Here is an 11,651-nt window from a genome sequence, read left to right as displayed (position 1 = left end):
CCGAGCGATACCGCAGGCGCGCCGCTTCGGAGATGATCTGGTCGCTGGCCGGGTAGACGTAGTCGGCGAACTGGATTTCCGCCACCGGGCGCAGGCCGTAGGCGCCCATGCCCACCGCCACGCCGACGATGCCGCTTTCGGAGATCGGCGCGTCAAACACCCGCGAGCTGCCGAACTTGTTCTGCAGACCCTCGGTGCAACGGAATACGCCGCCGAAATAGCCGACGTCCTGGCCGAACACCACCACGTTGTCGTCACGCTCAAGCATCACGTCCATGGCCGAGCGCAGGGCCTGGATCATGGTCATGGTGGTGGTGGTCATGGCGGTTTCCAATTCGATGCTGTTGTTGTGATCGTTCATGTCAGACCCCCGACTCTTGACGCTGGCGCTTCAAGTGCTCCGGCATCTCTTTATAGACGTCTTCGAACATGGTCGCGGCGCTTGGAATCTGGCCGCCGGCGAGGGTGCCGTACTGTTCGGCTTCTTTCTGCGCCTTGACCACTTCGGCTTCCAGTTCGGCACTGACCGCCGCGTGTTCCTCTTCGGACCACTGGCCAGTCTTGATCAGGTGCTGCTTGAGGCGCGCAATCGGGTCGCCCAACGGGAAGTGGCTCCAGTCATCGGCGGGACGGTATTTGGAGGGATCATCCGAAGTGGAGTGCGGTCCGGCGCGGTAGGTGACCCATTCGATCAGGGTCGGGCCAAGGTTGCGCCGCGCGCGTTCGGCGGCCCAGGCGGAAGCGGCGTACACCGCGATGAAGTCGTTGCCGTCCACGCGCAGCGAGGCGATGCCGCAACCGACGCCGCGTCCGGCGAAGGTGGTGGCTTCACCGCCAGCGATGGCCTGGAAGGTGGAGATTGCCCACTGGTTGTTGACCACGTTGAGAATCACCGGCGCGCGATAGACGTGGGCGAAGGTGAGGGCGGTGTGGAAGTCCGATTCGGCAGTGGCGCCGTCGCCGATCCAGGCCGAGGCGATCTTGGTATCGCCCTTGATCGCTGAGGCCATGCCCCAGCCCACACCTTGTACGAATTGGGTAGCAAGGTTGCCGGAAATGGTGAAGAAACCGGCGTCTTTCACCGAATACATGATCGGCAACTGCCGGCCCTTGAGCGGATCGCGCTCGTTGGACAGCAGTTGGCAGATCAGGTCCACCAGCGGCACGTCGCGTGCCATCAGGATGCTTTGCTGGCGGTAGGTGGGGAAGCACATGTCGTCGATGTTCAAGGCCAGGGCCTGGGCGCTGCCGATGGCTTCTTCGCCGAGGCTCTGCATATAGAACGACATTTTTTTCTGACGCTGGGCGACCACCATGCGGTTATCGAAGATCCGCGTCTTGAGCATGGCACGCATGCCGCGACGCAGGATCTCGACAGGCACGCCTTCAGCCCAGGGACCGAGGGCTTGGCCCTGGTCGTCGAGCACGCGAATCAGGCCCTTGGCCAGGTCGGCGGTGTCGGCGGGTTCTACGTTGATAGGGGGTTTGCGCACCAGGCCCGCGTCCGTCAGGCGCAGGTAGGTAAAGTCAGTCTTGCAGCCTGGGCGGCCCGAGGGTTCGGGAACGTGCAGGCGCAGCGGTGCATACGGCTGGTTCATGGCTTTCTACGCTCGATCTTGTGAATTTCTTGTAGTGGGCGCGCTAGCTGACCGTCTTCCTCCGGGTAGGAGAAATCTTGTCCTACAACAATCATAGGCGGGGCGTAGAAGAATATTTATCTGTGTTTCATTGCGCTCGGGCTCATTTGCGGATAAAAAAACTGCATAAACATAATAAACAGGTGATTTTGTCTCATGCGCAAACTGGACCGTACCGATATCGGCATTCTCAACGCCCTGCAGGAGAATGCGCGCATCACCAACGCCGACCTCGCCCGCTCGGTCAACCTGTCGCCCACACCGTGCTTCAACCGGGTCAAGGCGATGGAAGAACTGGGCCTGATTCGCGACCAGGTAACCTTGCTCGATGCCGACCTGCTGGGGCTACACGTCAACGTGTTTATCCACGTCAGCCTGGAAAAACAAAACGAACTGGCCTTGCAGCAATTCGAAGGGGCGATTTCCGACCGGCCCGAGGTGATGGAGTGCTACTTGATGGCCGGCGACCCGGACTACCTGATCCGTGTGTTGGTGCCGACGATCCAGTCGCTGGAACGTTTCATGATGGACTTTCTAACCAAAGTTCCAGGCGTTGCCAATATCCGCTCCAGCTTCGCTCTTAAACAAGTGCGCTATAAGACCGCGTTGCCGCTGCCGCCGGATGGCTTGATGGTTTGACCTCGGCTTGGGATAACCCAAGTTATTTTGATAGTTAGCTAGATAACTACCGGCGCTGTTTTTATTTCTTTCTCTAAATAAAAATTTACTTAATCAGTCACGTATTTTTCACATCTAACTCAACACATTAGCACCCAGCAGGCCGTGAAATTCGCGGCCCAGAATAAGGGTGAGCCGCGATGTCCATGAGAGCCTTGAAGTTGAACGTTCGTACCACTCTGTGTTTTGGTGTGGTGTGTCTTCTGCTGTTAGTACAAGGAGCAATGACGCTTATAAAAGTCGATAAGGTTTATTCTTCGACCGTTGAAATCGAAAACAACTGGCTCCCCAGTATTCGCCTGGGCGGTGAGATAGATGTGGCTTTTTACAAACTGCGTCTTGATCTACGTCGTTTTGCCATGGAAGCCACGCGTCAAGACCCCGCTTCGCTTGAGAAGCTCAAAAGTGTTCGCGCGCAAGCGCTCGAAGTTGCCGAGCGCTATGCGCCGTTAGTGTCGAGCCCCGAGGAACAAGCCAAGTACAACGAGGCATTGAGCGGGATAAAGAACTACATCCAGAAAACGGATGAGTTCCTCGCACAAGCCTCCAGCCTTTCCGCCGAGCAGGCGGCCACCTATTTGCGTGAGGTTAACGGACCGATTGCACTTGATGTGCAGCGTGCCATCGGCGAACTGATCGCGTTGAACGCGCGTGGCTCCGCCGAGGCGGTACAGGTCGCGTCCAGCGAGTATCAAGGAGCGCGTTTGTTTACCTGGATCTTGATGGTCGGCTCGTTACTGGTCGCCGTCGTGGTCGCTCGTCTGTTTGCCCGCAGCATCATTAAACCGGTGCACGAATTGTTGGTGTCGACCGGCAAAATTGCCGATGGGGATTTGCGTGTGGCCATTGCCATCAATGGCAATGATGAGCTGACCGAATTGCAACGGTCTACCGCGTCCATGCAGATGAACCTGAAAAGCACCCTGCAGAATATTTCGGAGGCGTCTGGACAACTGGCTTCGGCGGCGGAGGAGATGAGTTCGATCACCCGCGAGTCCAGTGCAGGTATTGAACGCCAAAGCATGGAGACGGATCAGGCGGCCACGGCGGTTAACGAGATGACGGCGGCGGTGGAAGAGGTGGCCAGGAATGCGATCTCGGCTTCCCAATCGACGCAGGATTCCCAGCGTTCGGCCAAAATCGGCCAGGAGCGCGTGACGCAAACCATCGCGTCCATCGAGAAGCTCAGCGCCACGGTGCAGCAGACTGGCGTGGAAGTCGAAGGGTTGGCCAAGCAGGCTCAGGATATTGCGCGGGTGGTCGAGGTGATTCGCTCCATTGCCGAGCAAACCAACCTGCTGGCCTTGAACGCCGCTATTGAAGCCGCCAGGGCCGGGGAACAGGGGCGAGGCTTTGCGGTGGTGGCCGACGAAGTTCGGGCGCTGGCCCACAGGACGCAAACCTCGACCCAGGAAATCGAGCACATGATTGCGAAAATCCAGACCTGCTCCAGCGACGCGGTGTCCTCTATGGCGCTGAACCGCAACGACGCAGTGGACTCGCTGAAAATCGCCCATGAAGCCGGTGTGGCCTTGACGCAAATCACTGAGGCCATTGCAGATATCAATGACCGCAACCTGTTGATCGCCACGGCATCCGAGGAGCAGGCCCACGTTGCCCGCTCGGTGGACCAGAACCTGATCAGCATTCGGGATCTGTCCATCCAGAGTTCTTCCGCCGCTGGGCAAACCTCCATCGCCAGTCATGAGCTTTCCAAGCTGGCGGTCGACCTCAAGCAAATCGTTGCCAAGTTCTCCGTCAGTTGAGTAACGGCATGCGTCCTCAACGTGCGCTCCGCCTGGAGCGCGCTCAGAGCTGATTGAGCGGAATCTTGCGGTACATCACCCCATGCTCTTCGGGCGGCGGCATATGCCCCGCCCGCACATTCACCTGGATCGCCGGCAGCAACAGCGTCGGCATCCCCAGCCCGGCATCGCGCTGGGGGCGTTCAAACTGCCGATAGGGAAGACTTCATCCGGGGCGAACAAGTGGTCGAACTGCGAACCCTCGACGCGATCTTTCGGCATGTTGTTCAGGGCCGGTCGTACACCCTAAGTGCCGGGCCTGTAACCCGGCCCGTCTTACACCGAACTTGCCGGGCACCCGTGGCCCACCCAAAGCACCCGCAAACCAGCGCCAAGGCAGCGTAGGCCGTGGCCTGGCAGCTTTCGATAATCGCCTCCGACATCACGTCCCCGTTGCGGAGCGCACCATGCATAACAATAAGAATCTCCCCCTGCGTCTGTTGCCTGCCTTTCTCGTCGGCCTGGGCCTGAGCCCGTTCGCCAACGCCGAAATCATGCTGTACGACAAAGACGAAACCACCTTCTCCACCGATGGCTACATCAACGCCTTCTACGTCAACAGCAACGTAGACCGCGCCGGTGACCAATACGACCGCCGCCAGGCCCGGGTGAAGATGGGCTTTTTGCCCAACTACCTGGGCTTCAACATGAGCAAGCAGGTCGACGACCTCAAGCTCGGCGCCCGCGCCTCGTTCTGGGTGACCATCAACGACAGCGAAACCAACGGCACCGACACCGCCATCGATGTGCGCCAGTTCTACGGCACGGTGGCCAACCCGGAGTGGGGCGAAGTGCTGATCGGCAAGGACTTCGGCCTCTTCGCCCGTTCCAATATCCTGCTCGATGAATTGCTGGCGGGCTACGGCCAGGTCAGCGACAGCCTCGGCCTGGTCGATGGCGGCGGGGTTTCGTTCGGCAATATCGGCAGCGGCTACCCGTACCCGTTCCCTACCTCGCAGATCACCTACCGCACCCCGGTGATGGACGGCCTGCGTATTGCCGTCGGCATCCTCGACCCGGTCGACACCAACGACAGCAGCCCCCAAGGCAAGGCCTACCAGGAAAACCCGCGCACCGAGAGCGAGATCACCTACCAGTTCGACCTGGGCGGGGCGAAGATCTACAGCTGGCTCAACGGCAGCTACCAGACCTCGGACAACACCGACGCCAATGTCGACAGCGTCACCTCCAAGGGCCTGGGCTACGGCGTGCAGGCGAAAATGGGCGGCCTGTCCCTGACCGGCTCGGGCTTCCAGGCCAAGGGCATCAACCCGTTTTTCACCAACAATGCCGGCGAAGCGACCCTGCGCAATGTCGACAGCAACGGCTACCTGATGCAGGGCTCCTACAAGCTGGGCAAGAACCGCCTGGCGCTGTCGTATGGCAAGACCAAGGACGACGGCAACGGCGTGGTAGGCAGCGGCGCGGATTATGAAACCCGCGGCATTGCGCTGTTTCATGACGTGAACGACAACCTGAAGCTGGTCGCCGAATACAACCAGTTCCAGATCAAGGGGCATGAGACCAGCGCCCAGAATGAAGACACCGACACCTTCGCCGTCGGTGCCGTACTCACCTGGTAGTCATTTGGAATACGGACCCTGTGGGAGGGGGCTTGCCCCCGATGGCGGTGTTTCAGCCACATCATCAGTGACTGATCCACCGCCATCGGGAGCAAGCCCCCTCCCACATTGGATTACCTGCACCCTGAGCGTCTAATCCCATCGAATCCCCCCACCCAGTACCCAAGTAGCATAGGTTCCGCCCCCCCAGCCTTCGTACACTCATGCTTCAGAGCGGAGAGTCGACGATGCACAACCATGAAGGCGTAGTCAGTGCCATGTCCCTGGCCACCGATGCCGAGCAGGCCGCCGAAGAATTGGCCGAGCAACTGCTGCATCCGTACCTGGGCTTTGTGCTATTTTTCTGCTCGGCCACCTACGACCTGCAGGCGCTCGGCCAAGCCCTGCAACGTTGTTTCGGCAATGTGCGCCTCGTCGGTTGCACCAGCGCCGGCGAGATCACGCCCCAAGGCTACGGCCGCAATTGCGTGACGGCGATGGGCTTCAACCACGCGCATTTTTCGATTGCCACCGAACTGATCGACCAGGTGGAACACTTCAGCCTGATCGACGCCCAGCACATGGTCGAACGCCTGGTGGGCGGCTGTCGCAGTAACACCCTGGCGCCGATCAAGGGCAACACCTTTGCCCTGACCTTGCTCGACGGCCTGTCCAGCCGTGAAGAAATGGTGCTCGCGGCCCTCAGCGCGGCGCTCGGCGATATCCCGCATTTCGGCGGCTCGGCCGGCGACGACAATTACCTCACGCACACCCACGTGTATTTCAACGGCGTGTTCCACAGCGGCGCGGCCGTGGTGGTGCTGGTCAATACCTGGCTGGACTTCGAAGTGTTCACCACCCACCACATTCTGCCGCGTGCGGAAAAACTCGTGGTGACCGGCGCCGACAGCCCGTCACGGCGGGTATTCGAGCTCAACGCCGAACCCGCCGCCGAAGAGTATGCGCGGCATATCGGCGTGGCCGTGGCCGACCTCGACCACCGCGTCTTCGCCGCGCACCCACTGGCGGTGCGCATCCACGACCAGTATTACGTCAGGGCGATCCAGCAGGTGCACGACGACCTGAGCCTGAGTTTCTACTGCGCCGTGGAAAACGGCATCGTCCTCACGGTGATGAAACCCGGACCGATCCTGCCGAACCTGCAAACCCTGTTCGACGGCCTGCAATCGCGCCTGGGCGAGCTGCTGTTGACCATTGGCTGCGACTGCTTCCTGCGCCGCCTGGAGCTGGAAGACAGCGGCACCCTCGAGCAGATCGGGAGCTACTTGCGCGACCAGCGGGTGATGGGGTTCAACACCTACGGAGAACAGTTCAATGGCATGCACATCAACCAGACCTTCACCGGCGTCGCCATTGCCCGAGGACGCGCCCCTGGATCGCAATGAACTGTTGGCCGAACTGGCGCGGCTGCGCCTGGACAATCACAAACTGACACGGATCAACGCGGCGCTGATCGAGCGCATCGAGTCCGGGGTGACCCAGGGCAACGACCCCTACACCACGTTCCAGCACTCGGTGGTGCTGGCCGAACAAGTGCGCGAGCGCACCGACGCGCTGAACCAGGCGATGGCCGAACTGCGCGCCAGCAACCACTTGCTGATCAACGCCCGGCTGCGCGCCGAAACCCTGCGCCGTGAACAGGCTGCGGCGCAAAAGGCCCAGGAGAGCGAGCGCTGGATTCGCCTGATCACCGACCATGTGCCGGCCCTGATCGGCTACCTCAATGCCGACCTGGTGTATGAGTTCACCAACAAGGTCTATGAAGAATGGTACTGCTGGCCGCGGGGCATGATGCTCGGCCAGAGCCTGCGCGAAGTCCACAGCGAAGAACACTGTCAGCGCCTGGACGCCTATGTCGCGCAGGCGTTGGCGGGGGAGAGCGTGACCTTCGAATTCGCCGAAACCAACATCAACAACCAGGAGCGCTACATGCTGCGCTCCTACGTGCCCAACCGCCTGGCCAGTGGCGAAGTGGTGGGGATCTTTGTGCTGATCCGCGACATCACCGAGCGCCGGCGCACCGCCGAGGCCTTGCACCAGGCTTATCAAAACCTGGAACTGCGCGTCGCCCAGCGCACCTCGGAGCTGACTTCGCTGAACGACCAGTTGCTGCGCGAAATCGACGAGCGCCGCCGCGTGGAATCGCGCCTGCGCGAAGCCAAGCTCGAAGCCGAGCAGGCCAACCTGTCGAAAACCAAATTCCTTGCCGCCGTCAGCCATGACCTGCTGCAACCGCTGAACGCCGCACGGCTGTTCACTGGCGCCTTGCTCGAACGCCGCGAACCCCAGGCCAATGAAACCCTGGTGCGCAACGTGAGCAACTCCCTGGAAGACGTGGAAAACCTGTTGGGCACCCTGGTCGATATTTCCAAGCTGGATGCCGGGGTGATCAAAGCCGATATCGCCCCGTTCGCCCTCAGCGAGCTGCTCGACAACCTGGCTGTCGAGTTCACCCAACTGGCGCGCAGCGAAGGCCTGGAGTTGCACTTCATCGGCTGTTCGGCGCTGGTGCGCAGCGATATCCAGCTGTTGGCGCGGATTCTGCGCAACCTGCTGAGCAATGCCATTCGCTACACCTATTCGGGGCGCGTGGTGCTGGGCTGTCGACGCCAGCACCAGCGCTTGTCGATCCAGGTCTGGGACAGCGGCATGGGCATCGCCGAGGATCGCCTGGAGGAGATTTTCCAGGAGTTCAAGCGCGGCGATGTGCAGCGGCGCGACCAGGATCGCGGGCTGGGCCTGGGCCTGGCCATCGTGGAAAAAATCGCCGGTATTCTCGGCCACCGCATCACCGTCAAGTCTTGGCCGGGCAAGGGCTCGATGTTCGCGGTGGACGTGCCCTTGAGCGCCACCGCGCCCAAATCGCTGCCCCAGCCGTGCATGAGCGAACCGATGCTGGAACGCCTGCAAGGCGCACGGGTGTGGGTGCTGGATAACGACGCGGCGATCTGCGCGGGAATGCGCACCTTGCTGGAAGGGTGGGGCTGCCGGGTGGTCACCGCGTTGTCGGAACAAGACCTGGCGCGGCAGGTGGACAACTACCACGCCGAGGCTGACCTGCTGATCGCCGATTACCACCTCGACGATGAGCAGAACGGCGTCGACGCCGTGGCCCGCATCAACGCCCGGCGCGCCAGCCCGATCCCGGCGATGATGATCACCGCCAACTACAGCAACGAGCTGAAACTGCAGATCCGCGAACTGGGACACACCTTGATGCACAAGCCGGTGCGGCCGATGAAGCTCAAGACCGCGATGAGCCACCTGCTCGGCAAGTGACCACCGAACGCGCCTCAAACAGAGATCAAATAGCTATTCAAAGATCCAGAGACCAAATGGAGATCCAATGTGGGAGGGGGCTTGCCCCCGATAGCTGACTGTCAGTCACTGCACCTATAACTGATCCACCGCTATCGGGAGCAAGCCCCCTCCCACACAAGCCCCATCCAAGCCCCCTCCCACAAGGGTTCTATGTTGTTTCTGGAAGATCAGCGGCGCAGGTAAGAACCAAAATCAATATCCCCCGCACTCAAAATCGCCTGCACCCGATTATGCACATTCAACTTACGCAAAATCGCCGACACATGGGCCTTCACCGTGGTTTCAGCGATCTCCAGAGTGTAGGCAATCTGCTTGTTCGACTCGCCCTTGGTCATCCGCTCCAACACCAGCAACTGCTTACGGGTCAACGCCTGCAGCAATTCCGGGGCGAAGCCCGGGTTTTCGTTCAGGCGCCGGTGGGTGCCGGGTTTCTGGGTACGGATGATGTCCGGTGGCAGGTACACATTGCCGTTGAGAATCTGCTGGATCGCCTCGGTCATTTGCAGGCGCGGCGACGACTTGGTGATAAAACCGACGGCGCCATAAGTGATGGCCTGCAGCACGATCTGTTTATCTTGCTCGGCGGACACGATCACCACCGGGATGGTCGGCGATTCGTTGCGCAGGTTGATCAGGCCATTGAGGCCGTGCATGCCGGGCATGTTCAGGTCGAGCAGGATCAGGTCGAGGTCGTCGTGTTCCTGGGTCAGCGCCAGGGCGCTCTCCAGGTCGGCGGTCTCCATCACTTCGCTGCCGGGGAAACCGTCGCTGATGACGTTATGCATCGCTTCGCGAAACAGTGGGTGATCATCGGCAATCAGGATTTTGTACATGGCCGTTCACCTTTCTTATTGTGGTTATTCAAATGGCTCGGGTTGGGCGACCGACACCGGCAGCTTCGCCGCTTCCCAGGCATCCAGACCATCGCGATACCAATACACAGAGGTATAGCCCAGGTTGGCGGCACGTTTTACCGCGTTCCAACTCAGCCAGCAATCGGCGCGGCAATAGAACACCAATGGTCGCGCAAGGTTGCCGCCGCTGTAGGCGTACACATGGCGCACGAAATAACTTTGCCACTCCGGTGTGAGATCGCCGTCGCCGGTGTTCGCTAGCCAACGGCTGCCGGGCAGGTTGGCGTGGGGCTGGTCTTCGATGAAGCGGCCTTGCAGCCATTGGCGGCGGTACACATCGATCAGTACCGGGGCCGGGGTCTGGGTCAGCAGGGCTTGCAGGGCAGGGGTGTCGATGATCGTCGCGCCCTGCACGTGATCGGGCGTGGGGCTGCGGTACAGGCTGATGCGATAGCCATCGGCGGAAAATAATGCGGTATCGGCCTGTACGTTGGCGGCAAACAGGCACAGCAGCGCCAACAAGGGCAGTCGGGCAGGCAGCATGGCAGGGCGATCCTTATCGTTATGCGCCCATTACACGTGAGTCCCGAGCCCTTGGGAATGCGACGATAGACATGAAAACCAGTACTAAAGTAGTAGTTTTTGCCGCCTTCAGCCTTTTTTGCGCAACGCCGCATGCTGTGGGTTGAAGGTGAGCACCGCCAACAGTGCGAACAGCACGGTCAAACCCAGGCAAACCGCGAGGGCCAGGCCGGCGAAGCGTTCATACAGGGCAAAACGCACCAACTCCACGGCGTGGGTGAAAGGGTTGATTGCGCACAGCCAATACAGCCACTCGCTGGAGTCGCGCATCTTCCACAACGGGTACAGCGCCGACGACATGAAAAACAGCGGGAAGATCACGAAATTCATCACCCCGGCAAAGTTCTCCAGTTGGCGAATCGCGTTCGACAGCAGCAGGCCCAGGGCGCTCAACATCAAGGCCACCAGCAGCAACGCCGGCAGGGCGATCAACAGCCCCATGGCCGGCGGCTGCACGCCGTAGACCCAGGCAATCGCCAGGAACCCGTACACCTGCAACAGCGAAATCAACGCGGTGGCGAGCAACTTGCTGCAGAGCAAAAACGTGCGCGGCAGCGGGCTGGTCAGCAACACGCGCATGCTGCCCATCTCGCGGTCGTAGACCATCGACAGCGAACCCTGCATGCCGTTGAACAGCAGGATCATGCAGGCAAGCCCCGGGATGATGTAGACCTCGTAGGGGATGTAGGTGTCGTAGGGTTCGATCACCGAGATACCCAGCGCGGCGCGGAACCCGGCGGCGAACACCAGAAGCCACAACAGCGGGCGCACCAGGGCGCTGAGAAACCGCGTGCGCTGCAACACAAAGCGCAGCCACTCGCGCAGCACGATGCCGCGCAAACATTGCCAGTAAGCATTCATGCCGGGGCTCCCGTCGAAGTGGGGCGGGTCAGGCGCGCGAACACGCTGCCGAGGTCGCCGCCCTGTTCCAGGATCAGCGCATCGACTTGCCCGCTGGCCACCAAGCGGCCCTGGTGCAGGATCATCAACGCATCGTCGGGCTGCACTTCATCGAGCAGATGGGTGGTCCACAGCACCGTAATGCCTTGTTCAAGGCACAGGCTGCGCACGTGCTGGTTCAGCGCCAGGCGGCTGGCGGGGTCGAGGCCGACGCTGGCTTCATCCAACAACAGCAAGCTGTTACTCATCGCCCCATCCACATGGGGAAACAACCAGACCCGCGCCGCGCCC

9 protein-coding genes and 3 pseudogenes are annotated in these 11,651 nt (G+C 60.7%); 5 read left to right on the top strand and 7 right to left on the bottom strand.

Annotated elements, in window-relative coordinates; genetic code table 11:
- A pseudogene (locus L9Z73_RS16565) lies at positions 1-361 on the bottom strand (alpha-ketoacid dehydrogenase subunit beta); the annotation flags it as partial.
- A gap of 1 nt (position 362) precedes the next feature.
- Entirely contained in the window at positions 363-1,598 is a 1,236-nt protein-coding gene (locus tag L9Z73_RS16560) for a 3-methyl-2-oxobutanoate dehydrogenase (2-methylpropanoyl-transferring) subunit alpha (RefSeq protein ID WP_247402995.1), read from the bottom strand.
- 195 nt (positions 1,599-1,793) lie between these two features.
- Here L9Z73_RS16560 and L9Z73_RS16555 point away from each other — a divergent pair, with 195 nt between their 5' ends.
- Positions 1,794-2,276, top strand: coding sequence for an Lrp/AsnC family transcriptional regulator (locus L9Z73_RS16555; RefSeq protein WP_017847498.1), 483 nt, complete (start codon positions 1,794-1,796; stop codon positions 2,274-2,276).
- A 179-nt stretch (positions 2,277-2,455) separates the two neighbouring features.
- On the top strand, positions 2,456-4,081 hold the full coding sequence (locus tag L9Z73_RS16550) for a methyl-accepting chemotaxis protein (RefSeq protein WP_247402992.1): 1,626 nt from the start codon (positions 2,456-2,458) through the stop codon (positions 4,079-4,081).
- Positions 4,082-4,124: 43 nt separating this feature from the next.
- Here L9Z73_RS16550 and L9Z73_RS16545 read toward each other — a convergent pair.
- Positions 4,125-4,262: pseudogene (locus L9Z73_RS16545) on the bottom strand (MBL fold metallo-hydrolase); the annotation flags it as partial.
- A gap of 265 nt (positions 4,263-4,527) precedes the next feature.
- Here L9Z73_RS16545 and L9Z73_RS16540 point away from each other — a divergent pair.
- The 3 genes from L9Z73_RS16540 to L9Z73_RS16530 all read left to right on the top strand — a co-directional run bounded on the left by L9Z73_RS16540 (position 4,528) and on the right by L9Z73_RS16530 (position 8,982).
- Positions 4,528-5,703: a porin gene (locus L9Z73_RS16540; RefSeq protein WP_247402988.1), complete on the top strand. Its 1,176-nt coding sequence runs from the start codon at positions 4,528-4,530 to the stop codon at positions 5,701-5,703.
- A gap of 227 nt (positions 5,704-5,930) precedes the next feature.
- A complete protein-coding gene (gene nosP, locus L9Z73_RS16535; protein WP_247402985.1) occupies positions 5,931-7,088 on the top strand; it encodes a nitric oxide-sensing protein NosP in 1,158 nt (385 codons plus the stop codon).
- Complete coding sequence (locus L9Z73_RS16530) at positions 7,018-8,982, top strand: PAS domain-containing hybrid sensor histidine kinase/response regulator (RefSeq protein ID WP_373423766.1); 1,965 nt, start codon at positions 7,018-7,020, stop codon at positions 8,980-8,982. Before nosP ends, L9Z73_RS16530 begins: the two co-directional genes overlap by 71 nt.
- Positions 8,983-9,191: 209 nt before the next feature.
- Here the strand turns inward: L9Z73_RS16530 and L9Z73_RS16525 are convergent, their stop codons facing one another.
- The 4 genes and pseudogenes from L9Z73_RS16525 to L9Z73_RS16510 form a co-directional block, all read right to left on the bottom strand.
- A complete protein-coding gene (locus tag L9Z73_RS16525) occupies positions 9,192-9,857 on the bottom strand; it encodes a response regulator transcription factor (RefSeq protein WP_247402983.1) in 666 nt (221 codons plus the stop codon).
- A 24-nt stretch (positions 9,858-9,881) separates the two neighbouring features.
- Positions 9,882-10,421: a PQQ-dependent catabolism-associated CXXCW motif protein gene (locus L9Z73_RS16520; protein WP_247402980.1), complete on the bottom strand. Its 540-nt coding sequence runs from the start codon at positions 10,419-10,421 to the stop codon at positions 9,882-9,884.
- Between the two features lie 108 nt (positions 10,422-10,529).
- Positions 10,530-11,321, bottom strand: a complete 792-nt coding sequence (locus L9Z73_RS16515; RefSeq protein ID WP_247402978.1) for an ABC transporter permease — start codon at positions 11,319-11,321, stop codon at positions 10,530-10,532.
- Positions 11,318-11,651, bottom strand: a pseudogene (locus tag L9Z73_RS16510) (hypothetical protein); the annotation flags it as partial. The gene L9Z73_RS16515 and the pseudogene L9Z73_RS16510, both read right to left, overlap by 4 nt.

It is taken from the genome of Pseudomonas emilianonis, assembly GCF_023072625.1.
In the GTDB taxonomy this organism is placed as follows: domain Bacteria; phylum Pseudomonadota; class Gammaproteobacteria; order Pseudomonadales; family Pseudomonadaceae; genus Aquipseudomonas; species Aquipseudomonas paraveronii.
The sequence above is the reverse complement of the archived record's forward strand: the minus strand, read 5'-3'. Positions and strand labels throughout refer to the sequence as shown.

What these genes read in the sequence shown, in the direction of transcription:
- L9Z73_RS16560 (WP_247402995.1), bottom strand. Translation starts at nt 1,598, where the DNA reads ATGAACCAGCCGTATGCACCGCTGCGCCTGCACGTTCCCGAACCCTCG.
- L9Z73_RS16555 (WP_017847498.1), top strand. Translation starts at nt 1,794, where the DNA reads ATGCGCAAACTGGACCGTACCGATATCGGCATTCTCAACGCCCTGCAG.
- L9Z73_RS16550 (WP_247402992.1), top strand. Translation starts at nt 2,456, where the DNA reads ATGTCCATGAGAGCCTTGAAGTTGAACGTTCGTACCACTCTGTGTTTT.
- L9Z73_RS16540 (WP_247402988.1), top strand. Translation starts at nt 4,528, where the DNA reads ATGCATAACAATAAGAATCTCCCCCTGCGTCTGTTGCCTGCCTTTCTC.
- nosP (WP_247402985.1), top strand. Translation starts at nt 5,931, where the DNA reads ATGCACAACCATGAAGGCGTAGTCAGTGCCATGTCCCTGGCCACCGAT.
- L9Z73_RS16530 (WP_373423766.1), top strand. Translation starts at nt 7,018, where the DNA reads ATGGCATGCACATCAACCAGACCTTCACCGGCGTCGCCATTGCCCGAG.
- L9Z73_RS16525 (WP_247402983.1), bottom strand. Translation starts at nt 9,857, where the DNA reads ATGTACAAAATCCTGATTGCCGATGATCACCCACTGTTTCGCGAAGCG.
- L9Z73_RS16520 (WP_247402980.1), bottom strand. Translation starts at nt 10,421, where the DNA reads ATGCTGCCTGCCCGACTGCCCTTGTTGGCGCTGCTGTGCCTGTTTGCC.
- L9Z73_RS16515 (WP_247402978.1), bottom strand. Translation starts at nt 11,321, where the DNA reads ATGAATGCTTACTGGCAATGTTTGCGCGGCATCGTGCTGCGCGAGTGG.